This window comes from Chryseobacterium sp. FG46 (assembly GCF_057809135.1).
Genome location: NZ_JBMDJJ010000002.1, coordinates 58,601 through 83,605, shown reverse-complemented (window position 1 = coordinate 83,605; position 25,005 = coordinate 58,601). Strand labels below are relative to the sequence as shown.

At 37.1% G+C, this 25,005-nt stretch carries 24 protein-coding genes and 1 pseudogene; 11 read left to right on the top strand and 14 right to left on the bottom strand.

The window, feature by feature from the left end:
• Positions 1 to 133: 133 nt before the first annotated feature.
• The 6 genes from ACODR7_RS01920 to queA form a co-directional block, all read right to left on the bottom strand.
• Positions 134 to 928 carry a hypothetical protein gene (locus ACODR7_RS01920; RefSeq protein WP_488836837.1) on the bottom strand — a complete coding sequence of 265 codons (795 nt, stop codon included), beginning with the start codon at positions 926 to 928 and terminating at the stop codon, positions 134 to 136.
• Between the two features lie 251 nt (positions 929 to 1,179).
• Positions 1,180 to 2,157 carry a polyprenyl synthetase family protein gene (locus tag ACODR7_RS01915; RefSeq protein WP_488836835.1) on the bottom strand — a complete coding sequence of 326 codons (978 nt, stop codon included), beginning with the start codon at positions 2,155 to 2,157 and terminating at the stop codon, positions 1,180 to 1,182.
• Positions 2,158 to 2,229: 72 nt separating this feature from the next.
• Entirely contained in the window at positions 2,230 to 3,138 is a 909-nt protein-coding gene (locus ACODR7_RS01910) for a hypothetical protein (RefSeq protein WP_488836833.1), read from the bottom strand.
• A 205-nt stretch (positions 3,139 to 3,343) separates the two neighbouring features.
• The gene (locus ACODR7_RS01905; protein WP_062672048.1) at positions 3,344 to 4,294 is read right to left on the bottom strand and encodes a sterol desaturase family protein; all 951 of its coding nucleotides are present in this window, start codon (positions 4,292 to 4,294) and stop codon (positions 3,344 to 3,346) included.
• A 74-nt stretch (positions 4,295 to 4,368) separates the two neighbouring features.
• Positions 4,369 to 5,403, bottom strand: a complete 1,035-nt coding sequence (gene rlmN, locus ACODR7_RS01900) for a dual-specificity RNA methyltransferase RlmN (RefSeq protein WP_488836831.1) — start codon at positions 5,401 to 5,403, stop codon at positions 4,369 to 4,371.
• A 101-nt stretch (positions 5,404 to 5,504) separates the two neighbouring features.
• The gene (gene queA, locus ACODR7_RS01895; RefSeq protein ID WP_488836829.1) at positions 5,505 to 6,554 is read right to left on the bottom strand and encodes a tRNA preQ1(34) S-adenosylmethionine ribosyltransferase-isomerase QueA; all 1,050 of its coding nucleotides are present in this window, start codon (positions 6,552 to 6,554) and stop codon (positions 5,505 to 5,507) included.
• Positions 6,555 to 6,708: 154 nt separating this feature from the next.
• Between queA and ACODR7_RS01890 the strand changes: the two genes are divergently transcribed.
• From ACODR7_RS01890 to ACODR7_RS01865, 6 genes are all read left to right on the top strand, one after another.
• Positions 6,709 to 6,990: a hypothetical protein gene (locus tag ACODR7_RS01890; protein WP_488836828.1), complete on the top strand. Its 282-nt coding sequence runs from the start codon at positions 6,709 to 6,711 to the stop codon at positions 6,988 to 6,990.
• 22 nt (positions 6,991 to 7,012) lie between these two features.
• Positions 7,013 to 7,705, top strand: a complete 693-nt coding sequence (locus tag ACODR7_RS01885) for an AIM24 family protein (RefSeq protein WP_488836826.1) — start codon at positions 7,013 to 7,015, stop codon at positions 7,703 to 7,705.
• Positions 7,706 to 7,761: 56 nt separating this feature from the next.
• Positions 7,762 to 9,297 carry a M61 family metallopeptidase gene (locus ACODR7_RS01880; RefSeq protein ID WP_488836824.1) on the top strand — a complete coding sequence of 512 codons (1,536 nt, stop codon included), beginning with the start codon at positions 7,762 to 7,764 and terminating at the stop codon, positions 9,295 to 9,297.
• Positions 9,298 to 9,500: 203 nt separating this feature from the next.
• The gene (locus ACODR7_RS01875; protein ID WP_488836822.1) at positions 9,501 to 10,898 is read left to right on the top strand and encodes a Gfo/Idh/MocA family protein; all 1,398 of its coding nucleotides are present in this window, start codon (positions 9,501 to 9,503) and stop codon (positions 10,896 to 10,898) included.
• The gene (locus ACODR7_RS01870; RefSeq protein ID WP_488836821.1) at positions 10,888 to 11,802 is read left to right on the top strand and encodes a nucleotidyltransferase family protein; all 915 of its coding nucleotides are present in this window, start codon (positions 10,888 to 10,890) and stop codon (positions 11,800 to 11,802) included. Before ACODR7_RS01875 ends, ACODR7_RS01870 begins: the two co-directional genes overlap by 11 nt.
• A complete protein-coding gene (locus ACODR7_RS01865) occupies positions 11,793 to 12,827 on the top strand; it encodes a phosphotransferase enzyme family protein (RefSeq protein ID WP_488836819.1) in 1,035 nt (344 codons plus the stop codon). The genes ACODR7_RS01870 and ACODR7_RS01865 overlap by 10 nt, the downstream gene beginning before the upstream one ends.
• A 125-nt stretch (positions 12,828 to 12,952) precedes the next feature.
• Here the strand turns inward: ACODR7_RS01865 and ACODR7_RS01860 are convergent, their stop codons facing one another.
• From ACODR7_RS01860 to ACODR7_RS01845, 4 genes are all read right to left on the bottom strand, one after another.
• Positions 12,953 to 13,444 carry a DNA-deoxyinosine glycosylase gene (locus tag ACODR7_RS01860; RefSeq protein WP_488836817.1) on the bottom strand — a complete coding sequence of 164 codons (492 nt, stop codon included), beginning with the start codon at positions 13,442 to 13,444 and terminating at the stop codon, positions 12,953 to 12,955.
• A 130-nt stretch (positions 13,445 to 13,574) separates the two neighbouring features.
• Positions 13,575 to 15,569, bottom strand: a complete 1,995-nt coding sequence (locus ACODR7_RS01855) for a S9 family peptidase (RefSeq protein ID WP_488836815.1) — start codon at positions 15,567 to 15,569, stop codon at positions 13,575 to 13,577.
• A 491-nt stretch (positions 15,570 to 16,060) separates the two neighbouring features.
• The gene (locus ACODR7_RS01850; RefSeq protein ID WP_488836814.1) at positions 16,061 to 16,405 is read right to left on the bottom strand and encodes a phage holin family protein; all 345 of its coding nucleotides are present in this window, start codon (positions 16,403 to 16,405) and stop codon (positions 16,061 to 16,063) included.
• Positions 16,406 to 16,523: 118 nt separating this feature from the next.
• Entirely contained in the window at positions 16,524 to 16,946 is a 423-nt protein-coding gene (locus ACODR7_RS01845; RefSeq protein WP_488836812.1) for a PaaI family thioesterase, read from the bottom strand.
• Between the two features lie 165 nt (positions 16,947 to 17,111).
• On the opposite strand from ACODR7_RS01845, the gene ACODR7_RS01840 reads away from it, so the two are divergent.
• Positions 17,112 to 17,534 carry a hypothetical protein gene (locus tag ACODR7_RS01840; RefSeq protein ID WP_488836811.1) on the top strand — a complete coding sequence of 141 codons (423 nt, stop codon included), beginning with the start codon at positions 17,112 to 17,114 and terminating at the stop codon, positions 17,532 to 17,534.
• A 218-nt stretch (positions 17,535 to 17,752) separates the two neighbouring features.
• Here the strand turns inward: ACODR7_RS01840 and ACODR7_RS01835 are convergent, their stop codons facing one another.
• The 3 genes from ACODR7_RS01835 to ACODR7_RS01825 all read right to left on the bottom strand — a co-directional run bounded on the left by ACODR7_RS01835 (position 17,753) and on the right by ACODR7_RS01825 (position 21,189).
• Complete coding sequence (locus ACODR7_RS01835) at positions 17,753 to 19,879, bottom strand: type IA DNA topoisomerase (RefSeq protein ID WP_488836809.1); 2,127 nt, start codon at positions 19,877 to 19,879, stop codon at positions 17,753 to 17,755.
• 96 nt (positions 19,880 to 19,975) lie between these two features.
• Entirely contained in the window at positions 19,976 to 20,128 is a 153-nt protein-coding gene (locus ACODR7_RS01830; RefSeq protein ID WP_488836807.1) for a hypothetical protein, read from the bottom strand.
• 347 nt (positions 20,129 to 20,475) lie between these two features.
• Complete coding sequence (locus tag ACODR7_RS01825) at positions 20,476 to 21,189, bottom strand: DUF3575 domain-containing protein (RefSeq protein WP_488836805.1); 714 nt, start codon at positions 21,187 to 21,189, stop codon at positions 20,476 to 20,478.
• A gap of 201 nt (positions 21,190 to 21,390) precedes the next feature.
• Here ACODR7_RS01825 and ACODR7_RS01820 point away from each other — a divergent pair, with 201 nt between their 5' ends.
• Positions 21,391 to 21,588, top strand: coding sequence for a hypothetical protein (locus tag ACODR7_RS01820; RefSeq protein ID WP_488836803.1), 198 nt, complete (start codon positions 21,391 to 21,393; stop codon positions 21,586 to 21,588).
• Between the two features lie 50 nt (positions 21,589 to 21,638).
• On the opposite strand, the pseudogene ACODR7_RS01815 reads toward ACODR7_RS01820, so the two are convergent.
• Positions 21,639 to 21,695, bottom strand: a pseudogene (locus tag ACODR7_RS01815) (hypothetical protein); the annotation flags it as partial.
• Positions 21,696 to 22,290: 595 nt separating this feature from the next.
• On the opposite strand from ACODR7_RS01815, the gene ACODR7_RS01810 reads away from it, so the two are divergent.
• From ACODR7_RS01810 to metI, 3 genes are read left to right on the top strand one after another with little or no spacing between them, the layout of a single operon-like run.
• Positions 22,291 to 23,286, top strand: a complete 996-nt coding sequence (locus tag ACODR7_RS01810) for an EamA family transporter (RefSeq protein WP_488836801.1) — start codon at positions 22,291 to 22,293, stop codon at positions 23,284 to 23,286.
• An 18-nt stretch (positions 23,287 to 23,304) separates the two neighbouring features.
• Positions 23,305 to 24,333, top strand: coding sequence for a methionine ABC transporter ATP-binding protein (locus ACODR7_RS01805; protein ID WP_488836799.1), 1,029 nt, complete (start codon positions 23,305 to 23,307; stop codon positions 24,331 to 24,333).
• Entirely contained in the window at positions 24,326 to 24,982 is a 657-nt protein-coding gene (metI, locus tag ACODR7_RS01800) for a methionine ABC transporter permease MetI (protein ID WP_488836798.1), read from the top strand. Before ACODR7_RS01805 ends, metI begins: the two co-directional genes overlap by 8 nt.
• Positions 24,983 to 25,005: the final 23 nt, after the last annotated feature.

Here is a 25,005-nt window from a genome sequence, read left to right as displayed (position 1 = left end):
GGATTTAGTAAGGACATCCTTATAGCTAAAAACTGAACAGCTATACAGCAAAAAGTGTTCTGCATACATTTTCAATTTCTTGAAAGCATATCCAAAACACTCTTCTGTTTCTAATTTTACTATAAAAATAGAATTAAATCTTCTGAACAGTTACATTGGTAACATTACCACTTCCTGTACTACCTGTTTCTGTGGCTAAAACGGTACCATTTTGATTGGGAGCTGCTGTAAAACGGATCTGATACCCTGCTGCAGGAACAACTACTACAGTTGTATAATTCATCAGTTCTCCCACCGTCCCTGAATTAGCTACCGCATTATAATGACTTCCCCTGCCCAGATAATTAGCATCAGGCACAGGTCTTATCCCAAGAAGAAGCTGAGTTCCTGCTGGTATGTTGGTAAAACTTCCCTGAAGTGTAATCAGATAGTTACCTGGCTGATTAAAGGTCAGCACACCAGTCCCGGTATTATAGGAATAGAAAGGAGAAGTAGCTAAAGGTGTCGCGAATAATAATGTAGTAATTGTAGAAGAACTGATGTTCTGGTTAGCCGCTAAACGGGCATGAAACAGTGAATAAGCAGTAAAATCTATAGTCTTCAAAACTCCGGCAGCATCAGCTACAACTACCCTGTCAGTTCCTCCTACACCTATATTCGAATTAATATTACGGATACGGACATTTCCGGATGCTACGTCTAATTTTTCACTCGGGGTAGTTGTTCCAATCCCTACTTTGGCATCAGAAGTTACGCTAAAATCATTATCCTGTTGAGCTGCGGAAGGAATTCCTGTGGCAGGATTATCTTTAGAACCGTCAATATGAAAAGTTGTCTGGGGATTTTGAGTACCTATTCCCACTTGTGCGTACGTAAGAAAACCTGAACTGATAGCACACGCTATCATCATCGTCTGAATTTTTTTCATTATTTGTTGTTTTTTCTAACCACAAAGAAACAAAATTTATATTGAAACCCAAAGAATTGTTAATAAGTACTTTATGTAAATTGCGCAAAATATTAGTTTACAGTAATTTACAAAAACAAACATTCATAACCTGTTGAATTATTGAAAGATAGCACTATTTTTATTTTCAATAATAAAGACTGTATATACCCTGCAGGATCGAAAGAAAAATAAAAGAACAAAAAAATCGGGAAAGCTAAAATATATTTACATCAGAATTTTCGCTCAATGACATAATCTAGCATGATATGTAACGATTTCCTTGCTTCAGAATCCGGAAACTCATTCAGAATATCTTTTGCTTTTTGCTGGAAATCTTTCATGATGGTAATGGCATATTCCAGGCCACCGGAATTTTTAACAAATTCTATAAGCTCTTTTACACGCTTAGGATTATTATTATATCGTTTTATGGTATCGAAATAGTACTTTCTATCCTTATCATTGGCTATTTTCAGAGTATGAATTAAAGGCAGCGTCATTTTCTGTTCTTTAATATCAATTCCTACAGGTTTACCGATGACGTTTGAACTCAGGTAATCGAAAAGGTCATCTTTAATCTGGAATGCCATTCCGGTAAAAGTTCCAAAATCCATCATCTTCCTGGCAAGAGCTTCGTCTGCATTATTGGAAAGAACTCCTATTTCACAGCAGGCAGCAATCAGAGTAGCCGTTTTCTGGCGGATAATTTCATAATACACTTCCTCTGTGATATCCAGTTTTCTGGCTTTCTCCAGCTGAAGAAGTTCTCCTTCAGACATTTCACGGATGGTTCTGGAAATAACCCCAAGCAAATCATAATCTTTGTGGTCTGTAGATAGTAAAACTGATTTTGACAAAAGATAATCTCCCACCAAAACAGCAATTTTATTTTTCCACAGCGCATTGATTGAAAAGAAATTACGGCGTTTAAAACTTTCATCCACCACATCATCATGTACCAGAGTAGCCGTGTGGATCAGCTCGATCATAGAAGCACCGCGATAGGTTTTTTCCGTCACCTCACCCACCAGTTTGGCACAAAGAAACACAAACATAGGACGCATCTGCTTTCCTTTGGTGGTAACAATAAAACGGGTTACTTTATCTAATAAAGCTACTTTGCTCTGCATTGACTCATAAAACTTCTGTTCAAAAAGTTTCATTTCATCATTGATCGGTCGTTTAATCTCTTCTACAATGTTTGCCACAATCTGCGATGCTGGGTGAATAATTATTAATTCTCACAAAGATAATTTTTTTCGCTCAATTTTAAGATAAAATTAATCTTTGAGTTGATCTTTCGGGATAAAATAAAATGAAGGTTTTGTAGTTCCCAAAGGAGACCTGAACTTTTCTCCTGAAATATAAATTCCCGTTTCATCTACACTTATTCCTTCAATCTGCGATAATGAAAGAGCAGTTCCAAGGTAGTAATGCTTTGGCTTTTCTTTAAAAAATATTCCGGATTCTGTTTCTGTAAAAATATCTAAAAACACTTCCGTTTTCCTGGTATATCCTACTAAATAAAGCTTTTTATCAAAATAAGAGGCATCTGTAACCACAAAACCTGTTGTATAGGTTTCTGTTTTTTCTGCCTTTTGCAGTTCTGAAATTTCAGGATCTACAATATAATGTGAGGTTGCTTTGGAAGCCCATTCTTTGGTGAAAATATGCAGCTTTCCATTCAAATAGATCATGGCTTCTGCATCGAAGTCATTCTTTGTATTTTTTGAAATGAATTCAGTCTGTTCAGGATAGTGAAAAAGAATTTGCGTTCCGTCCAACATTCTTTCTGAACCTGAATTTTTATCCGTATTGACCATATCATGCTGCCCAAAAGGAACTTTATAAATTCTAAGATCTCTCCTTGTTCCGGCATTGTTTCCGAAATCTCCGATATAGAAATTCTCTCCATCATTAGCTAACGCTTCCCAATCCGTATTGATTAAATTGGTTTTCAGTGTCCTGATAATTTCTCCGCTTTTTTTATCAATTTCAAAAAGTTCAGCAGCATTTCCACTGTCATTGAATGTATACAGCTTTCCGTTGAAAATATTCAGTCCTGAGGTTTCCTCAATTTTATTATCCAGATAATGAACTCTGTATTTCTTTATTTTCAGAAAATCAAGCTGTTGGGAAAATGCAGATTGACCAACAAAAAGAGTAATAATCAGAAGGAGTTTTTTCATATGACAAAAGTAGGGTTTTATTCTGAGCTGGAGGGTTTATGAGTTTGAGGGTTTGAGGGTTTGAGGGTTAAAGATATTTTTATTGCCAATTGCCTGGCTCTTTTTACTTTTTATTTTCAACTTTTGTCCATCCTCTTCTTAAAACAGAAAAACGGGCCAAATTAGCCCGTTTTCCCTTAGATTTCTATTGATTTTAAATCAAAAGTTAAGCAGTTTTCTGCTCTTTCTGATTTTGCTGTTGTTCTTTCTTTTGTGCCTGTCTGGCAAAATATTCTTTCTGATACTGCCTTACAGTCTTTCCGGTTCCGTCATGTCTCCATCCCGGTGAATTGAAAATATAATTGATTCTGTCTGTAAATTTTAATCCTGGCTGCTTAAGATCTTTCCAGATTTTTCTCCATTCGTAAAAAAGTACCGTATCCGGTCTGTTATCCGGCATCTTTGGATAGATTCCATACTTCACAGGTACATTCGGATCTTCTTTTTGGAAAGTTCCAAATATTTTATCCCAGATAATGAGACACATTCCCATATTTTTATCCAGGTATTTCACATTACATGCGTGGTGTACACGGTGATGAGAAGGCGTTACCAGAATATATTCCAGGAATCCCATACTCTTTACAGTCTGTGTGTGCACCCATGTTCCATACACCTGTCCGATAGCATATGCTACCATAATATGCCATGGATTGAATCCCAAAAATGCTAATGGTGAAAAATATAAATATCTGTAAAGTGGCTGTAATACAGGGCTTCTGAATCCTGTTGTCAGGTTAAAATATTCTGAACTGTGGTGCGTAATATGAACTGCCCAGAATGCTCTGGAACGGTGGTCTACATAATGCAGTACATAATAAGCAAAGTCTGTGATGATAAAGCATGCCAGCAAATACCACACACTAAGATCCCAGGAAAAAAGTCTGTGATGGTAAAAGAAAAACATCACTCCCATGGCAAATGCCTTCATGATAAGGTCTAGGCCAAAGTTCATCAATGCAAGATAAACATTGGTGGCGAGATCTTTCCCACTATATAACTTAGCTTCTGAAACGTGGCTGTAAATCATTTCAGCTAAAATAACAGTAGCATGCAATGGGATTGCCCATGCATACACATTTTCCAGCCCGTCCTCGCTCATAAGAAAATCCATCATCACAAAATAATTTGTGCAAAGGTAGGGTTTTAACCTATTTTTTAAGAAAGTTTTAGGCTTTTTTTAAGGAAATTTTAATCTGTTGTTTTGTTGGCTAACTGTCCGCAAGCAGCGTCTATATCACCTCCACGGCTTCTTCTGACCATTACCGTTACGCCTGCATTTTCAAGCTGCCGGATGTAATTTTCCTCAGCCTGTTTGTTGCACTGATCGTATTTTCCATCTCCGATCGGGTTGTATTGAATCAGGTTTACTTTTGAAGGAACCTGTTTACAGTATTTGATTAAAGCTTTAATGTCTTCATCACCGTCATTGATTCCTTTCCATACGCAGTATTCAAAAGTAATAACAGAGCCTGTCTTCTGATACCAGTATTGAAGCGCCTCCATAATATCCGTTAACGGGAATTTATCAGAGAAAGGCATGATCTCATTACGCTTGGATTCGATAGCAGAGTGAAGGGATAAAGCCAGCTTTACGCGCAGTTCGTCATCTGCAAGCATTTTGATCATTTTAGGAATACCGGATGTGGAAACGGTAATTCTTCTTGGAGGCATTCCCAAACCTTCCGGCTGGGTAATTTTTTTGATGGCTTCCACTACGTTTTTGTAATTCATCATCGGCTCTCCCATCCCCATAAATACGATATTGGTAAGCGGTCTGTCGAAATACATTCTGCTCTGGCTGTCAATCAGGGCTACCTGATCTACAATTTCAGCGACTTCAAGGTTTCTCATTCTTTTCAGTCTTGCTGTAGCACAGAATTCGCAGTTTAATGAGCATCCTACCTGCGAAGATACACAGGCTGTAGTTCTTGTCTCTGTAGGAATAAGAACAGATTCCACCATCAGCCCGTCGTGAAGTTTCACTCCGTTTTTGATGGTTCCGTCAGAGCTTTTCTGAAGAAGGTCTACGGAAACAGGATTAATGGTATATTCTTCCGAAATTCTCTCACGAAGTGATTTTGAAAGATTCGTCATTTCTTCAATCGAATGGAGGTTTTTACTCCATAGCCAGTCATAGACCTGTTTTGCACGAAACGGCTTTTCTCCTAAAGACACAAAGTAGTCTTTAAGCTGGTCTAATGATAATGTACGGATATCTTTCAAAATAGTGTTGATTATAGATTTTAAATTATAAATTTTAGATTAAAATCCTTTCCAAAGTTTAGAATCCAATCTAAAATTTATAATCTATAATTTAAAATTAATTACAAAATAAGCATTGCATCACCGTAAGAATAGAATTTATACTTTTCTTTTACGGCTTCTTCATAAGCATGCATTACGAAATCTCTTCCGGCAAATGCAGCAATCATCATGATCAAAGTAGACTTCGGTGTGTGGAAGTTCGTGATCATTGAGTTAGCAACTCCAAAATCGTGAGGAGGATAAATGAATTTGTTTGTCCATCCGTTGAAAGCAGAGATTTTTTTGTTTGAAGAAACAGAAGTTTCCAATGCTCTCATGGTAGTAGTTCCTACTGCACATACTTTTCTGTGAGATTCTACTGCCTTGTTGATGATAAGAGCATTTTTCTCATCAATAATGATCTCTTCAGACTCCATTTTGTGCTTAGAAAGATCTTCCACCTCAATTGGGTTGAATGTTCCCAATCCTACGTGAAGGGTAACTTCAGCAAAGTTGATCCCTTTGATCTCTAATCTCTTCATCAAGTGCTTAGAGAAGTGAAGACCCGCTGTAGGTGCAGCAACTGCTCCTTCTACTTTTGCATAAATTGTCTGATATCTTTCTGCATCTTCCGGTTCTACAGCTCTTTTGATATATTTTGGAAGCGGAGTTTCTCCTAATTCCTTAAGTTTCGTTCTGAATTCGTCGTAAGAACCGTCGAATAAGAATCTTAATGTTCTTCCTCTTGAAGTAGTGTTATCAATAACTTCAGCTACCAAAGACTCATCTTCTGTGAAGAATAATTTGTTACCAATTCTGATTTTTCTTGCCGGATCTACCAAAACGTCCCAAACTCTGGTTTCTTTATCAAGCTCTCTTAATAAGAAAACTTCAATTTTAGCACCTGTTTTTTCTTTATTTCCGTAAAGACGTGCAGGGAAAACTTTCGTATTGTTGAAGATAAACAAATCCTCTTCATCAAAATAATCCACAACATCCTTGAATAATTTGTGCTCGATAGTTTGTGTTTTTCTATCAAGTACCATTAATCTCGCTTCGTCTCTGTGCTCTGATGGGTGTTCTGCTAATAATTCCGCAGGAAGATCAAAATTAAAATCTGATGTTTTCATTTTTTAAATTACGGTTTAAAAATTATTGAAATTACAAGGTGTAATTTTCGGAGTGCAAATATACGACATTGAACACCCCTTTGTCAAGTTTTATTTACAATCAAATATAAAACCGTGATTTTACAGGGAGTTTCAAGGTATAAAAAGAGTATTTTTGGAAAAATTAAAATTCAATATGGAATCTGTAAGTAAAATATACTTCATTGATAATCCGTATCCTGACGGTCATACAATTGAAAATTTCAGCTGCAGCGGACGGACTGATGAATATGGATTTATCTGGTTTGATTTTCATTTAAAAACTGAAAATTATTATGCCAATGATGATGAAAAGAGTGAGGAAGAAGGTAAAGATGTGTCTGCCCGGAACTCAGGGTTTGTAGATCTGAATCCTAAAAGTAACAAAAGAGAGTATAAACTCGACAAACTAAAGTAATAACGCTAACAAAAATATAATTATGAGCAAATATTCGATTGAAGCATTTATCAACGAAACAAAAGAAAATCCGCAGCAAAGAGATTATTTTGAGCTGGAAACGAAACATCTTCTGGAAATCAACCTTAATAATCAGGCAGTATGGACGAAAAGAGGAAGCATGGTAAGCTATGTGGGAAATATTAATTTTGAAAGACAGGGAATGCTGTCTGGAGGAATTGGAAACCTCTTAAAGAAAGCTATAAGCGGTGAAGGAGCCAGGCTGATGAAAGCAGAAGGAACCGGAAAATTATATGTTGCAGATTCCGGGAAGAAAGTCCGTATTCTCTATCTGAACAATGAATCTGTTTGCGTAAACGGAAATGACATTCTTGCGCATGAACAAACTGTAAAAAGCGATATCACCATGTTGAAAAGTATCGCAGGAATGATGTCCGGAGGACTTTTTCAGGCGAAACTTTCAGGAACAGGGCATATTGCCATTACCACTCATGGAGATCCTCTTACGCTGTTGGTAACTCCCGACACTCCTGTTTTCACAGATCCTAATGCTACTGTTGCATGGTCCGGAAACCTAAGCCCGGAACTCAAAACCAATGTTTCTTTCAAAAGCCTTATCGGAAGAGGAAGCGGTGAAGAATTTCAGATGAAGTTTTCAGGACATGGATGGGTACTGATTCAGCCTTATGAAGAAGTATACTACATGGAAAAATAAAACCAACAAAACCTAGAAGTGATTTAGAATTTTCGTAATCATCAAAATTGCACACAATGAATACCCTTATCAAGTTATTTTTTGTGATCATTATGCTCCCCAACCTAATGATTGCCCAAACGTCAAAGAAAAATTACGAATACTCTATTGATCTTCTTCATATGTCCAATGACGAAGTCCGGGTATCTTTTTCGCCTCCAAAGAATAATCTTAAACAGGGCAAATTTATCATTCCCAAACTGGTACCCGGATTTTATCAGGCTATGAATTTCGGACAATATATTTCCGATTTCACAGCCACTGATAAAAACGGTAAAAAAGTCTTAACGGAACGCCTGGACAAAAACAGCTGGATGGTACATGATCTCAGCCGGGTAAAGAAAATATCTTATCAGGTAGCTGATGGATGGGATTCTCTGGAAAAAGAATCTCATGAAGCCAGATCTGCCGGCACCATGTTTATAAAAGACAGCGTTTTTGTCATCAATTATAATTCTTTGGTGGGATATTTTGAAGAATTGAAAGATATTCCCTATCACATTACCATTACAAAAAACAAGGGTTTTTATGCTTCCTCTGCTCTGGATTACAAACAGAAAGATAAAATTACGGACATGGTTTGGGCAAAGGATTACCGCGAACTGGTAGACTCTCCTGTTTTATATTCCGTTCCTGATACCACGTGGTTGAAAATAGGCCATACCAAAGTACTTGTCTCATTCTACAATAAAAAGGAAAGACATTACTCCAAAACGATTGCTCACGAAATAGAAAACATTCTGAAAAATCAGCAGGCTTATCTTGGCGGAACATTGCCTGTCAACAAATATGCTTTTCTGATTTATTATGAATCTTCCAATGAAAACGGATACCTGGGCGATGGCCTGGAACATTCTCACTCTACAGTCTGCCTCTACCGTTCCGGAAATATGAAATTTCTTCCGCATGCTTTAAACAGGGTTGCTTCCCATGAGTTTTTTCATGTTGTTACCCCGCTCAACATTCATTCAGGGGAAATTCAGCATTATGATTTCCTGAATCCTGTCATGTCTGAACATTTGTGGCTATACGAAGGGATGACGGAGTATGCGACCATTCATATGCCTATCAAACAAAAAATGATCAGTCTGGAAGATTTTGAAAAAAGTCTGGAAGAAAAGATCAAAGGCATGAAAGAATTTGATAACACCCTGTCTTTTACAGAAATGAGTGAAAAATCCATGGAAAGGCAGGATCAGTATATGAACTTTTATATGAAAGGAGCATTACTCGGACTCTGTTTAGACATCCGGCTAAGAGAACTTTCCAACGGAAAAATGGGAACTCAGGATATGATGCAGATGCTTATGAAAAAGTATGGAGCAGGTAAATATTTTAACGACGATGAACTTTTTGCTGAAATTACAAAAATGACTTATCCCGAAATACGTACATTTTTCAGAGACTATATTGAAGGTACCCAACCCGTTCCTTTGAAAGAATATCTGGAAAAAGCAGGATTCAATTATGATGAAGCTACCGGAAAGGTAACTTCAGTGTCCCATCCTGATTCAAAACAAATTGCATTAAGAAAGGCCTGGATTAATCAATAAATTTTCAGGCAGATAAAAAAAAAACATAAATAAACAAAATAGTGAAAATTAATAACCTATAATTCAACAACTCCAAAACCATTCAACTTTAAAATCCAACAACCTTCAAATTCTTACAAACCGCCTCCCTCAATTCATTATCTGATTATCCATCACGTTATGGGGATTTACAAAAGTTTTAATATATTTAAGAAAAAAAATAGATGAACGATAGTAATTCCCGCAGAAACTTTCTTAAGACTGCTGCTTTAGCAAGCTTTGGGGCATTGGTTTTACCCAATTCCTTATTTGCTTATTCCAATGATTTTAAAACAGATAAAAAAGTCCGCGTAGGTTTTATCGGCGTAGGCCTTCGTGGTCAGGAGCATGTAAAATTACTGGCAAAACGAAATGATGTAGAGATTGTTGCGTTTGCAGATCCGGAGAAAAGGATGCTTGCTGCTTCTCAAAAAATATTAAAAGACAATAATAAACCGACTGCTCAGGAGTTTTCCAACGGAGAATATGACTATCGGAATCTTTTAAAATTAAAAACAATAGACGCTGTTGTTATTGCTACTCCATGGGAATGGCATCTTACCCAAGGGGTGGAAGCTATGCGTGCTAAGAAAATTGTGGGTATGGAAGTTTCCGGAGCAATAAAGCTTCAGGACTGCTGGGAATTTGTAAAGGTATATGAGGAAACGAAAGTTCCCATCTTTATGATGGAAAATGTGTGCTACCGCAGAGATATCATGGCCATCCTGAATATGGTCCGTAAAGGAATGTTTGGGGAACTGGTACATGGAAGAGGCGGTTATCAGCATGATCTGAGAGGTGTCCTTTTCAATGACGGAGTTACTCCGTACAATTCCGGTGCTGAATTTGGAGAAAAAGGATTCAGTGAGGCTAAATGGAGAACTGAACATTATGTAAAACGTAACGGAGAACTTTATCCTACGCATGGCTTAGGACCGGTTGCCATGATGATGGATATCAACAGAGGAAACCGTTTAACAAGGCTTTCTTCATTCTCTTCAAAATCCGTAGGGCTTCACAAATACATTGTTGAGCATCCAAAAGGCGGAGAAAACCATCCGAGTGCGAAAGTAAAATTCAACCAGGGAGATATTGTAACTACACAGATTGCCTGTGCTAATGGAGAAACCATTCTTCTTACTCATGATACAAGCTTACAAAGACCTTATGATCTTGGTTTCAGAGTTCAGGGAACTGAAGGATTGTGGCAGGATTTCGGGTGGGGAGATTTCAACCAGGGACACATCTATTTTGAAAAAACAATGAACCATACCCATCGTTGGGATAATACTGAAAAATGGATGAAAGAATACGATCATCCAATGTGGAAGAAGTTTGAAGCTACCGCTGCAGGAGCCGGACATGGCGGAATGGATTTCTTTGTGATGAATACTTTTATTGAATGTATCAAACGAAATATAGAATTCCCGATGGATGTGTACGATCTTGCTTTATGGTATTCCATTACACCACTGAGTGAAGAGTCTATTGCCAAAGGCGGTCAGGTAGTTGATATTCCTGATTTCACCAATGGAAAATGGAAAACCCGTAAACCTGTATTTGGAATGACCGATGAGTTCTAAGAAAACATTACTCATATTAGCTGGTGGATTAGGCAGCAGATACAAAGGTCTCAAGCAAGTGGATGGAATACTTGATAACGGTTCGCCGATTCTTGAGTATTCTATCTTTGATGCTCTGGAAGCCGGTTTTCAAAAAATAGTTATCATTGTGAACAAACTGATTCCTGAAAGTTATATTGAAAGGCTCAACAGCATTTCAAAAGCTAAAAATTTTGAATTGCTTTGGGTATATCAGGAGAAAGACACTATTCCTATTTTACTGGAAGGCTTTGATTATCCTGATCGTGAGAAGCCATGGGGAACTGCTCATGCCGTACTTTGTGCTAAATATTCAGTACAGGAACCTTTTGTTATGATCAATGCGGATGATTTTTATGGAAAAGAAGCCTATCAACTGGCTGCCCATGAAATTAATCATCATTATATTTCAGATACACAATTGGGGATGATTGCTTACCCTGTAGATACAACATTGAGTGATAACGGTACTGTGGCGAGGGGAATATGTACTCTGGATGCCGGAAATTACCTGATTAAAGTAGAGGAACAAACGTCTATCCAAAAAATCAATAGTTCAATCATTTATGTGGACAACGGAAAAAATATAAAATTAGATCCCGAAACATTGGTATCTATGAACTTTTTTATTTTTCATCCTCATATTTTTTGTTATCTGGAAGCCTATTTCTATGATTTCATTGAATCTGATCCGCTTCCCAATCAGGAATTTTACATTCCTTCCGCAGTACAAAAAATGATAGACGAAAACAGAGTAAAAGTAAAAGTGAAAGCCTCTCCATCCCAATGGATGGGAATTACCTATGCTGATGATAAAAAAGAAATTCAAGATTTTCTGATTTCAGAAACTAACAACAACAGATACCCGAAAGATTTATGGAAATAAATGATATTGTTATTGAATTTATTGGTAAGGATAATTATGAACTCACTCCTATTAATGACGGATTGATCAATACAACTTATCTTCTGGAGGATAAAGATCAGGGGAAAAAGTTTATTCTGCAGAAAATCAACAATCATGTTTTTAAACAGCCGGAGGTTGTCGTTAATAATCATTTATTGATTAATGAAGTTCTGAAGTCCAATAATTATCATTTTCAGATTATTGAGTCTATTCCGTCTCTGGCTAATAAGCTGCTGGTAGAAGATATAAATGGCGAGCCCTGGCGTATGCTTAATTTTATAGAGAACAGCCTTACTTTTCTTACTGCTCCATCTTTACAGACCGCTTTTGATGCTGCTAAAACCTTCAGTTATTTTCTGAACACTGTAAATACTGAAAAACTGCCTGCCATTGAAGATTCTCTTCCCAATTTCCTCAATTTCGAGAAAAGGATTGCAGATTATAAAAATGCACTCAAAGATGCAGCACCTCAATTAAAAGAAAATGCAAAGGCTGAAATAGAAATCACCAACCAGCTTCTGTCCTTGCCTGATCAATGGATCGAAATGGAGAAAACCCATCAGATTCCTAAAAGAATTATTCATGCCGATGTAAAAATCAGTAATATTCTTTTTGATCAGAATCATAAGCCGCTGGCTGTGATTGATCTGGATACCATGATGATTTCTACCATTTTATATGATTTTGGAACAATGATCCAATCTTATACCAATACCACACAGGAAGATGACGGAGCTGCCCAAAACAATTTCAATCCTGAAATGTATAAGGTTGTAAAAGAAGGCTTTTTATTTTATCTAAAAGAAAAACTGACTAAGACAGAATCTGACAATCTTGATTATGCAGCACAGGTCGCTATTTACATTCAGGAACTTCGTTTTTTGACGGATTACCTTAACGGAAGTACCTACTATTCTATCACACATCCTGAACACAATCTGGACAGAACCAAAAACCAGCTGGAACTGTTGAAAGGATTGAGAGAATACTTGGGAAGTAAATGATTTTTAAATTCTTATCATTTGTACTAAGATTACATACGAAGATTCCTACGGAATGACAAACAGAGCGCTTTATTTATCCGAACACTTTGTCATTCCGGTAAGAATCTAGCTTTATCTTCTCACTCTCAAACCAAAAACTCCAGAATTCTTTTCCATTCTTCCCGCTTCTTTTCAAAGGAAACAGTATGAAGCGGACTTGTAGAGGGCAATAAAAAAATGGGCAGTTTATACTCTTTACCCAAGAGTTTCAGCAAGTTTTTATAAGATTTTCCGCCATTGCAAAAAATGGCTTTGACATTTGGATATTCTTCAAGCAATTCTTCAATTTGATTAGCTTCTTCGTTTCTGATTTCAGAATCCAGACTTCCTTTTCTCTCACAGGAATCAATGACATCCCAGAGGGCAATATGATGTTTCTTTATTGTTGCAATTCTTTGAGAATAATCCTCTGTAAATTCTTCGTTCAGCAATTCAAAAATGATTTTCCAGAATTTGTTTTGTGGATGAGCATAATATTGCTGTTTTTCCAGTGATTTTACTCCGGGAACTGAGCCTAAAATTAAAATTTCAGATTGGATATCAATAAGAGGTGGAAATGAAGAAATACGGTTTTGCATATTCAAATATAGAGATTTTATTACTTGCAGATTAGGAAGCTGGAAGAGAGAGGCTGGAAGTTAGTCAGATTATTCATTATAAAAAAACGGGCTAAAGCCCGTTTCTATTGATCATAAATTGTTGTTTGCCTTATAAAGTTTCCTTCAGCCAGTCGAAGAATTCTCGCTGCCATACCAATCCGTTTTGCGGATGAAGTACCCAGTGATTTTCGTTCGGGAAGTACACCAGTTTAGATTTTAATCCTCTTAATTTTGCAGCCTGGAAAGCTTCCTGCCCCTGTTCGTAAGGAACACGGAAATCAATTCCTCCCTGAACAATCATGATGGGTTTGTTCCATTTTTCTACAAAATTGCTTGGGTTGAATTCTGTGTATGCTTTTGGAAGTGGCTTTTCCCATGGAGAACCAAGATCCCAGTTGGCAAACCAAAGTTCTTCGGTAGTCAGATACCATGATTTCATATCAAATAATCCGTCATGAGCAATGAATGTTTTGAATCTGTTCTCATGGATTCCTGCCAGCATAAATACGCTGTATCCTCCGTAACTTGCTCCTACAGCGGCTACTCTGTCTCCATCTACGTATGGTAAAGTTTTCGCAAAGTCTGTGGCTGCCAGATAATCCCTCATTGGCTGTCCGCCCCAGTCTCTTGAAATTTCTTCATTCCATTTTGTTCCCCAGCCCGGCATACCTCTTCTGTTCGGAGCTACTACGATATAACCGTTGGCAGCCATCAAAGCAAAGTTCCACCTTGTGCTGAAATACTGTGTCAATGCAGACTGCGGACCGCCCTGGCAGTATACCAAAGTAGGATATTTTTTGTTTGGATCAAAGTTGGGTGGATAGTGAAACCAGACTCCCATTTCTTTACCATCTGACGTTTTCACCATTTTAAGTTCAGATTTCCCTTGAGCTAACTTAGCATATGTTTCTTTGTTCGCCTCAGTAACCTGCTTCATTTCTCCGTTTTTAATGTTTACAGAGAATAATTCTGTGGCATGGTTTACGTCTGTTCTTCCTACTAAAAGTGAAGTTTTATTGTCTGTAAAGATTTCGTTTACGTCAAAATCTCCTTTGGTAATCTGCTGTACTTTTGCTGATTTTGAATCCAGGGCAAAAAGCTGTTTCGTCCCTCTGAATGCTGCTGTGAAGTAGATTGTTTTTGAATCTGCTCCCCAAAACACATCTCCTAAAACGCTTTCATCCCATCCTGAAGTAAGATTAGTCGTCTTCCCTGACTTCCAGTCCAGAATTTTCACATCATTTTTATCTGCTTCATATCCATCTCTGGCCATGCTCTGCCAGATTAAAGATTTTCCGTCCGGGCTGAATTTTGGGTTTACATCATATCCTTTGTTTGATTCTGTAAGGTTTTTGGTTGTACCTGATGCCAAATCATAAGCAAAGATATCGGTATTGGTACTGGTAGCGTACTCTTTCCCGCTTTTGGGTTTGGTGACATATAGAAGCTGTGCAGAATCCGGACTCCAGATAAAATCTTCAGCCCCACCGAAAGGTCTTTGCGGGGAATCCCAGGTTTTACCTTCCAGAAGATCTTTAGCACCTTCTACTTTATCCGAAGTATTCACTACAAATACGTGGTTGTATTTTCCTTCATTGAAATAATCCCAGTGTCTGTGGTTCAGGTCCGTGTATACCTGTGCCGTAGTTTTGGGAGTATCACTGAATTTATCTTTCCCCATTACTTTCTCCACCAGCACCTGCTTACTGAAGGCAATTTTCTTCCCATCCGGAGAAATGACAATATTATCAGCTTCCCCGATGGTATAAAATTCTGTCCAGGTTTTTCCGGCATCTTTAGAAAGATAGATTTTATCACCTTCCTGAGCATAAATTCCGTTTTTATCCCACTGAATAAGTGCTTTTTTACCGAAATCAATTTTAGAAGACTGATGATTAAGAACATTCAGAAAATAGTTCTCATTTTTTGTTTTCTCTGTTTTCAGATCAACCTGTCCTACTTTATAGATAAGAGAAGCCTGATCCGGTGAAACTGCCTGTACTCCAACTTTTTTCAAAGTCCAAAGAATTTCAGGCGTCATTACTTGTTGTGCATTCATTAAAAGCGGAGCTGCCAAAGCCAGCAGACTGTACTTAAGTTTCATATGTTGATATTCATTTTTTAACGGATCTATGAAATTGGAGTGATTTCATGAAATCCTTTTATTAAATTCAAAGATTGCCAAAGTTAATATTTAAAATAAAAACGGACGAAAGAATTAACATTTAAGTTTTTAAACCTGAAAAAATAATTGATGTATGTAGGGCAAAACTTTGAGGCTGTTTAAACTTTTATAATCATTATTTTAGGCACAAAAGTTTTAAACACTCAAGTTTTTTCAGAACCATAACTTATGTGTAATAAGTACACCTAAGTTTTGTGATAATCTTTGCCTATTGAGCGAAGTCGAAATGTTCATCTTATGTAAACTTTTCTGCGGTATCATTTTAAACTTACTTAAGTGAACCCAAGTGTTTTAGAATGAAACCTAAGAATAAAAGATCAACAAGGTGATTTAGCAGTAGTAAAATTCATTAAGAAATAAAAAATTCCGCTCTAAAACAGAGCGGAACTTATTTGATTGTTTATCATGAATTATTCTCCATCTGAGAACATGGAGTTCGCCAGGGAGGTTACGATTGACAATAATATACTGAAGATAAATGCCCACCAGAAGCCATCTACTACCATGCTGTCTATAAAATAGTCTGCAATAAGGACAATTGCAGCATTAATTACCAAAGCAAAGAATCCTAAGGTAAGAATGGTCAACGGAAGGCCAAACAGACTTAAAACAGGCTTTACAAATATGTTAAGAACCCCAAGTACAATAGCAAAGATGACGGCTGAAGAGAATCCTTCAAACTGTACTCCAGGTAAGATTTTAGTTAAAAGGTAAGCGACAATCGCTGTGATAAATAGTCGGATAATTAAGTTCATTGTGATATTTTTTAATGTTTATGGGATTTGTGGAGCAAAAGCCATTCCATTTCGGAAAAAAGAATTCTCTGAAACCCTTTATTGAAGGAATATTCCGTCTTTTATTTCCTTTAAATTCTTATTTTATTTTCATCATGGTAACTAATGAGGTGGCCACATGACTTTCTGAATCAGAGCCTTCGGTCTGAACGTAAATTTCTGTTCTCACTACAACAATTTTTCCTCCACCTTTGATAACATAAGATTTTGAAACCAATGCATCCCCCATTGCAGGACGAAGGTAATTCACTTTCAGCTCAACGGTCACTACATAACAGTCTTCAGGATAATGGCTCACGGCAGCATATCCTGAAGAAACATCCACCAGAGAGGCAATCATTGCTCCATTGAACATTCCTGCTTTTCGGGTCATCATTTTCATTTTAGGGATTTTCATGGAGATAAAATCAGTTTCTGCTTCCAGCAGTTCTGCCTGATAGAATTTCAGGGTTTCTGAACGGCCAAAGCTGTCTGTAATGAGTTTTCTTTTCTCTGGAGTCATTATTTTTTGAATTTGCATGTAAATTTAAAGATTGATTTAAAGAGTAAAGAATTTAAAGCGTAAAAAATTTCTAAGGGTATGAACTTTTGAGCAGGCAACCTCATTATTTTTGCTTTATCAAAATTCCGGTTCAAAGAGTTAGCTTTGTAATAAAGGAATACTTCTATGGATATCAAAAAAGCACTTCTGTTTTTAAGTTTTCTGGCAGCCAGTATTTTTCATGCGCAAACGCTGCATTTGTATGGCGGTGCAGATCATGATCAATATCTGGGATGCCTAAACTGTGATAATTTTGATAAAAATTCGATCTGGAACAAGTTTAGCGATTACGGAAATACCTTCGGTTCAAAATCTATCTGGAATACCTATGGAAACTACGGTAGTACATATGGTGCATATTCTCCATGGAATGCTTACGCTTCTTATCCTCCGGCGATTGTTGATCAGGATGGAAATTTCTTCGGATTTCTTACTTTGAATCCTTATCAACCTGAGAGGTCTGAGCTGGAGCTGGCAGTCATTTTATGCAAGCATCATGAGGAGATTAGGAGTGATGTTGATGGCTGGTACAGGAGATTGTTCCGATAAACCACTCTGTCAGAGAAAGTATAAAGCTGCAACCCGCGGAATGACAAATACAGCTTTTAGTCTATCCCTAAAGCTTGTCATTCCCAATAGAACTAGCGTATACAAAGATTTACTACCTTTGACCGGCAGTCAAAAGGTCACGGGTTCGAATCCCGTATTCTCTACTTAATCATTCTTGTTAACTGTTTTTCCGAATGGAATTGTCGATTTGAAATTGATCAACTAAGCTGTACCTGAAAATCATCATTTAAAATGAGAACACCTTCTGTGATAGCTTCCGGATGGGTAGAAAAACCTTTTAGTTTTGAGGTTTTTCCTTTTAATACGAGATCCAGGAGCTGTTTATCTGATAATTTTTTACCGAAAATTTCAAAGGTAATTTTAAAGCCGCAGTTTTTGAAATCAGAGCAGCCTACCGCTGTTTTTCCTTTGATCAGATTGTGTTCTTTACATTTAGGACATTTTGTTTCTTCCCAGGACTGAAGTTCTTTTTTCTGGGCAGGTTCTCTTTTTTTCTTCTCCTTCACTTCTTCTTTTTCTTCTTCCTGAAGGGTAATCACTTTTCCTTTTCCGTACACCACTTTTTCAGTCAGTTCTGTAACCATCTGAATCAGTTCTTCTTTGAAAAGATTGGCTTCGTACTCGCCTTTCTCAATTTTACGAAGTTTTGATTCCCATTCTCCGGTAAGTTCCGGGCTTTTTAACAGCTCGTCTTCGATGGTATCGATCAGCTGTATTCCGGTTTGAGTAGCGATGAGATTTTTCCTTTTTTTCTCGATGTATTTTCTTTTGAAAAGGGTCTCGATGATGTTCGCACGGGTAGATGGTCTTCCGATTCCGTTGTTTTTCAACATTTCACGAAGCTCTTCATCTTCAACCTGCTTTCCGGCTGTTTCCATGGCTCTCAGCAGGGTTGCTTCGGTATAAGGTTTTGGAGGTGTGGTTTTTCCCTGGTGAATCATCGGATCGTGTGGTCCCGTTTCTCCTACAATAAATTCAGGGATCGTCTGTTCCTCCTCTTTTTCTTTTTCCTTATCGGTAGTTTCTTCTTTGGGTTCTTTGGCATAAACGGCTCTCCATCCTGCTTCAAGAACCTGTCTTCCGCTTGTTTTGAAAGGAATGGTTCCTACTTTTCCTTCTACCAGGGTATTGGAAATTTTACATTCCGGATAAAACACAGCTATAAAACGTTTGGCAATCAGATCATAAATCAGCTTTTCTTCCCTGCTCAGATTCTGTGAAGGTGGAATTTCTGTAGGAATGATCGCATGGTGATCGGTTACTTTTGTATCGTCGAAAACCGCTTTCGATTTCGGAATCGGAGCTTCCAGCAACGGAGCAATCAGATCCTGATAAGGATACATTTTCTGAAGAATTCCTGCAATTTTCGGATATAAACTATCGGATAAGTAGGTGGTATCAACACGCGGATAGGTTACGTGCTTCTTTTCATAAAGACTTTGTACATAATTCAGCGTATTTTCTGCTGAGTATCCATATTTTTTATTAGCTTCCACCTGAAGTCCGGTAAGGTCAAAAAGTCGTGGATTTTTTTCTTTTCCTTCTTTAATTTCGAAAGAAACAATTTCAAATGGATTGACTTTAAGATATTCCAGCCCTTTTTCTGCCCGTTCCAATGTTTTTAAACGATCGATCGCTGCATTGAAAATGACATCACGGTATTTGGTCTTCAGCTCCCAGTATTCTTCTGCGGTAAAAGCATCAATTTCTTTCTGACGCTGAACCAGCATGGCCAGTGTGGGAGTCTGCACTCTTCCAATGGAAAGAACCGCTTTATTTCCCCCGAATTTCTTGGTAAAAAGTCTGGTAGCATTAATTCCCAATAACCAGTCTCCTATGGCTCTGGCATTTCCGGCCAGATATAGATTTTTATAATCTTCGGCAGGTTTTAAACTTGCAAACCCTTCTTTAATAGCATCTTCCGTCAATGAAGAAATCCATAAACGCTGGATAGGTTTGTTGCATTTTGCCTTCTGCAATACCCAACGCTGAATGAGTTCTCCCTCCTGCCCGGCATCCCCGCAGTTGATGACCTCATCACATTCTTCTACCAATCTTTCAATCACTTTAAACTGATTTTCCACTCCTTTATTCGGGATCAGCTTGATTCCGAAGCTGCTGGGAATAATCGGCAGTGAAAAGAGATTCCAGGATTTGAACTGCGGACCGTAGTCGTGAGGTTCTTTCAGGGTGCAGAGGTGTCCGAACGTCCATGTTACGCAATAGCCGTTTCCTTCCATATAGCCTTGTTTAGGCGTGGTAGCGCCCAATACTTTGGCGATGTCTCTGGCAACACTGGGTTTCTCGGCAATACATAATTTCATGAACTCGGGTTTATTGAAGGAGTGCAAAAATCGGGATTTTTTTTGACTTTTCAAATTTAGTTGATTGTTGAGGGCTTAAAGTTGAAAGAGAGTAAATTAGGTTCTGTATTGTAAAGATGATTGTATCCGATCGGTTCTAAGGGATTCGATCTCGTCGATGTCATTTTTCATAGCGCCTGCCAGAGAAGCTAATGCTACAAACATTCCTGTTCCCAATAATCCTTTCTTTAAAAAATCTTTTCTGTCCATATCAGATTGTTATTTGTTCTTGTTTGTCAGGACAGATTTAGAGAGACTGGAAACCCTGCACATTTAACTAGTTTAATAAATGACTTTCCTGCAAAAAAAAATGCCGGAAACTTTTTGCATCCGGCAGTATGGTTATATTGGATTGTTGTTTTTGGAAAACACACGGGTATGTTTTATTCTTAAACCTATTTAATTTTATAGAATATTTTAAAGAATAACTTTATTTAAATTCTCTGTAATACTGTGAATTCCCAACCTCTTTAATAAGGAGAAGAGCTTTTTGATTAATGTATTATTCATAACGCTGCCTCCCTTGGCTTTTTTTACTGTATTTTACAAATCCAGAATTAAAAAGAATACCCCACTTTTACTCCATAGTTAAAAGCTGGTAATACAATTTTTGAACTCCTGTTTGAATTACCCTCGTTTTTGAAGTTTAAGTTTGGATTTAAATTATTTACAAAACTATATTTTTCTTTAATAGCACCAGCCAAATCAGTATAAAACTGATCTTCAATGTTTACACCAGAAGTATCTAAGGTAACTTTATTAAAACTCACCCCTGGTCCCGCTATGATAAAATCAACAAACAAATTTTTATAAACAGGAAGCTTATAGCCTACTTCAAAGCCTAAGGTATGAGATATAAGACCAGATTCAAGGTTGTAATTTTTAGAATCATCGGCTGAATTCGGTCTATATACAATAGCAAGTTTGTTATTATAATTCCGGTATCTGTAATAACTTCCTAAGAAAAATCCGGTGTAATTTTTTACATTTTTCTGTAAATACCATCTATATTCTGGTTGCAGCTCAATACCTTTATAATTAAAATCATCAGTTTGGATTGCATTTGTATTTAACCCCGAGATTTTAAAAACACCTGATGACATCTTTGCCCCTATAGTTAAGCCTAAAGTCATGTTAGAATTAATGGGTCGCTCATACCCTATCTGAATTTTTCCAAAAGCGAGGGAAAAAGGATTAAACATAACGTTATTCTTCTGAGCATTGATTAGAATGGATAAGAATAATCCACTAAAAATAATTGTTTTTTTCATAAAGATTCTATTATTTAAAAACAAAAAGCCATTGATTTTGTTTTCTGAAATAATCGTAAATTTGTGTTTTATTATATACAAAAAGTACTTCAAAAATACTGGTTTCCCCAACAATATTTCATTATATTTTCACTTGCATGATAAAATTCATACTATTGAAGCCTTTGTTTTTTTACATTGAAAATATCGGATAACCATGTATTGAAATTGTTAATTGGTTATTATGATGGAAGGCGGGATTTCGGGATTCGAGTTAATAAGTTCGAGCGTAGTTTCGGTACTGAAGATCCGATATGGATAGCCATAACACTTCCGTTTATTCCTTTACCTATTCCTTCCCAGGGAAAGAATGTAAGAATCGTTCCCGGTGTTCCGTTTTCATTTCCAAAACAAAAGTGATACGTTCCCGGATCATCAAAATTTATGGTTTTCTTTACCAGTCTTACTCCTAAAACTTTGGTATAAAAATCTAAATTTCTTTTGGCATTGTCTGCAACAGGAGTAATATGACAGGCCTAATATTCTACCGTTTATTTCTTTTTATTTCTTTTAATTTTGATGCTGAATTACTGTGAACAGAAATCCTGTGCATTTAACTGGTTTAATAAATGCAACACCTGTGTTTCTGTAATCACCTTTACCGGCATTTCACAATTGCATAATTCTCATAAATTTCAATTTATATTGACTTTTCCATAACATCTATTTTAATAAAATTTTGATCTAACTGGAACAAAAAGATATGAAATCAATATATTCTACCAAAAAAAATAAAAATAAAAAAATATATAATATATTGACAAACAACAATTTAAATCATTAACAATAATTTAATATTCAAAACATCTACTTTTTTAGTAGACTAATAAAAATTATATTCTATATTTGCAAACGTATTCAGGAAATAAAAAAAAATGAAGGCAGAATTAAAGAATAATCCAATGAAGAAATATACCATCAAAAATATGATGAAGGATATCTGTATGCCTGTACATGAAGAACACTGTGGTTGACCTTACTTTTATTTAGATATATTTTCAAAGGCTTTACCACGTGGTAGAGCCTTTTTTTGTTAAATACAACAACATTAAAAACATAAAAATGAATAATTCCAAAAACAAATGGTTAATTCCATTAGCTTTTACAAACATCTATGTGATATGGGGAGTTACTTTTTTAGCGATTTCATTTGGCTTAAAAGGTTTTCCGCCATTCATTCTTTCGGGATTAAGGTTTCTGGTTGCCGGAATTCTGATGATCGGATATCTTCTGTCTAAAGGAGAAAAAGCAAATTCTCTGATCAACTGGAAGAAAAATGCAGTTATCGGGGTTCTTATTCTTACAGGAGGAACCGGGCTTGTTGCGTGGGGAGAACAATATGTAACGGCTTCAGAAGCGGCTATCTCTATTGCAACCGGCCCATTCTGGTTTATTGCGATCGACAAAAAGAACTGGAAATATTATTTTTCGGATAAATTTATTCCGATAGGACTGGTCATAGGATTTGTAGGATTAGTGCTCTTTTTAAAAGGCAGCATAAATTCTAATATTCATGTAGTTGCTGACGGAAGTCTGCGTATTACTGCGTTTATAGTTTTGGGATTAAGCTCCATTGCCTGGGTACTTGGTGCTCTCTATTCAAAGAAAAATCCTGCTTCCCAATCTACGTTTATGAATATTGCCCAACAGCTTATAGTAGCAGGATTAGCTTCTTTTCTGATTGCTTTTTTCCGAAAGGAATGGACTGATTTTTCAGTTTCTGCGGTTCCGTTATCGGCATGGTTTGGGGTTCTATTTTTGATCTTCTTTGGATCGATAATCGCTTATTTGTCGTACATTTGGCTTCTGTCCGTAAAACCCGCTGCCTTGGTAAGCACCCATACCTACATCAATCCTATTGTAACAGTGATTGCAGGCTGGATTGTTGCGAACCAAAGCATCAATGGAGGTCAGCTGTATGGTTTATTTATTATATTGCTGGGAGTACTTCTAACCAATGTCACCAAGTATTTCAGACTTTCAAAACGGGCCAAGGTCAAAATCAGAAGAGTAAGGAGATTTTTAAACAAAGCAGGCAGACCCTATCAGCCTATTTAAAAAGTATATAAAATCAGAATGATAGAAATCAGAAACATATCCAAAACATTTCACCAGAAAAAACAGTCGTTTAAGGCACTGGATAAGGTGAGTCTTACTATAGATAAAGGAGATATTGTAGGAATTATAGGTTTTTCAGGTGCAGGTAAAAGTACGCTGATCCGTACGGTCAATTTATTGGAAAGACCGGATGAGGGGCAGATTATTATCCATGGAAAAGATTTTACAAAGCTCAATTCCAAACAACTGGCTGAAGAGCGTAAAAAAATCGGAATGATCTTCCAGCATTTCAATCTTCTTTCTTCAAGAACTGTTTTTGATAATGTAGCGCTTCCATTGGAACTGGATCATACCAGCAAGGACGAAATCAACAGAAAAGTAAATGAACTCCTGAAGATTGTAGGACTTGAAGATAAAGCCAACGATTATCCCAAAAGCCTTTCAGGAGGGCAGAAACAAAGAGTAGCTATTGCCAGGGCTTTAGCCAACGACCCTCACCTTTTACTTTGTGATGAAGCCACCAGCGCACTGGATCCTGCTACAACGCAGTCTATCTTGCAGCTTTTAAGGGATATCAATCAGAGACTGGGAATTACCATTCTTTTAATTACCCACGAAATGGAAGTCATCAAAGCGGTCTGCAACCATGTGGCCGTTATCGACAAAGGAAAATTATTAACAAAAGGAACTTTAAGCGAGATTATTTCGGATAAAGAAAACCCGATCATCCGCCAGTTCATCAATTCAGACATCATGACCCTGCCACAGGAACTCATCAACAGACTGCAGAAAGAGCCTAAAGAAGGTTTATTTCCGCTGATCGAAATAGAACTTAACGAAAACATCAGTGTTGAAGAAATTCTTTCAACGCTATATAATCAATATAAAATCCCTTATAAATTGTTAAAAGCAGATGTAGAATATTTTGGAGATTCCAATTTCGGTAAACTGCTTTTGCAGCTTCAGGGTGAAACTGAAGAAAACCAGCAGGCGATCTATTATTTCAACCAAAATAAAATTCAAAATACAGTAAAAGGATATGCTTAGTGATACGGTAATTGCCCTTTTGGCAAAAGGAACCTGGGAAACGGTTTATATGACATTTTTATCCGGATTTTTTGGATTTGTATTGGGACTTCCGGTAGGAATCATGTTATTTTTAACCAGAAAAGGACAACTGCTGGAAAATGCAGTCTACCATAGAAGTCTATCTATTCTGGTTAATATTTTCCGTGCCATTCCCTTCATTATTCTCATTGTATGGATGATTCCTTTCACCAGAATTCTGGCAGGAACTTCTATTGGTGTGAATGCCGCATTAGTTCCGCTAAGTGTGGGAGCAGCACCTTTTATTGCAAGACTCGTGGAGAACAGCCTTATTGAAGTTCCTCACGGTCTTATAGAAACAGCAAGAGCTTTGGGAGCTTCTCCGTTACAGATCATCAGAAAAGTATTGCTACCTGAAGCACTTCCTTCCTTAATCAACAATGCCACCATTACTTTAATTACTCTTGTAGGGTACTCTGCAATGGGTGGTGCTGTAGGCGCAGGAGGACTTGGACAGGTAGGTTACCAATACGGATATATCGGGTATGACATTGTCATTATGAATACCGTTCTGATTCTTCTTGTTCTTTTGGTTTTCATCATCCAGTTTATGGGCGACAGGTTTTCAAAAAGATTTGATCACAGGTAGTTTTGAGTTGGAGGGTTTGAGTG

Coding starts and splice junctions, on each gene's coding strand:
- ACODR7_RS01910 (WP_488836833.1), bottom strand. CDS start 3,138: ATGAAAAAACTCCTTCTGATTATTACTCTTTTTGTTGGTCAATCTGCA.
- ACODR7_RS01885 (WP_488836826.1), top strand. CDS start 7,013: ATGAGCAAATATTCGATTGAAGCATTTATCAACGAAACAAAAGAAAAT.
- ACODR7_RS01880 (WP_488836824.1), top strand. CDS start 7,762: ATGAATACCCTTATCAAGTTATTTTTTGTGATCATTATGCTCCCCAAC.
- ACODR7_RS01865 (WP_488836819.1), top strand. CDS start 11,793: ATGGAAATAAATGATATTGTTATTGAATTTATTGGTAAGGATAATTAT.
- ACODR7_RS01825 (WP_488836805.1), bottom strand. CDS start 21,189: ATGAAAAAAACAATTATTTTTAGTGGATTATTCTTATCCATTCTAATC.
- ACODR7_RS01830 (WP_488836807.1), bottom strand. CDS start 20,128: ATGGACAGAAAAGATTTTTTAAAGAAAGGATTATTGGGAACAGGAATG.
- ACODR7_RS01845 (WP_488836812.1), bottom strand. CDS start 16,946: ATGACTCCAGAGAAAAGAAAACTCATTACAGACAGCTTTGGCCGTTCA.
- ACODR7_RS01855 (WP_488836815.1), bottom strand. CDS start 15,569: ATGAAACTTAAGTACAGTCTGCTGGCTTTGGCAGCTCCGCTTTTAATG.
- ACODR7_RS01875 (WP_488836822.1), top strand. CDS start 9,501: ATGAACGATAGTAATTCCCGCAGAAACTTTCTTAAGACTGCTGCTTTA.
- metI (WP_488836798.1), top strand. CDS start 24,326: ATGCTTAGTGATACGGTAATTGCCCTTTTGGCAAAAGGAACCTGGGAA.
- ACODR7_RS01905 (WP_062672048.1), bottom strand. CDS start 4,294: ATGATGGATTTTCTTATGAGCGAGGACGGGCTGGAAAATGTGTATGCA.
- ACODR7_RS01920 (WP_488836837.1), bottom strand. CDS start 928: ATGAAAAAAATTCAGACGATGATGATAGCGTGTGCTATCAGTTCAGGT.
- queA (WP_488836829.1), bottom strand. CDS start 6,554: ATGAAAACATCAGATTTTAATTTTGATCTTCCTGCGGAATTATTAGCA.
- ACODR7_RS01840 (WP_488836811.1), top strand. CDS start 17,112: ATGGATATCAAAAAAGCACTTCTGTTTTTAAGTTTTCTGGCAGCCAGT.
- ACODR7_RS01870 (WP_488836821.1), top strand. CDS start 10,888: ATGAGTTCTAAGAAAACATTACTCATATTAGCTGGTGGATTAGGCAGC.
- ACODR7_RS01805 (WP_488836799.1), top strand. CDS start 23,305: ATGATAGAAATCAGAAACATATCCAAAACATTTCACCAGAAAAAACAG.
- ACODR7_RS01860 (WP_488836817.1), bottom strand. CDS start 13,444: ATGCAAAACCGTATTTCTTCATTTCCACCTCTTATTGATATCCAATCT.
- ACODR7_RS01850 (WP_488836814.1), bottom strand. CDS start 16,405: ATGAACTTAATTATCCGACTATTTATCACAGCGATTGTCGCTTACCTT.
- ACODR7_RS01835 (WP_488836809.1), bottom strand. CDS start 19,879: ATGAAATTATGTATTGCCGAGAAACCCAGTGTTGCCAGAGACATCGCC.
- ACODR7_RS01810 (WP_488836801.1), top strand. CDS start 22,291: ATGAATAATTCCAAAAACAAATGGTTAATTCCATTAGCTTTTACAAAC.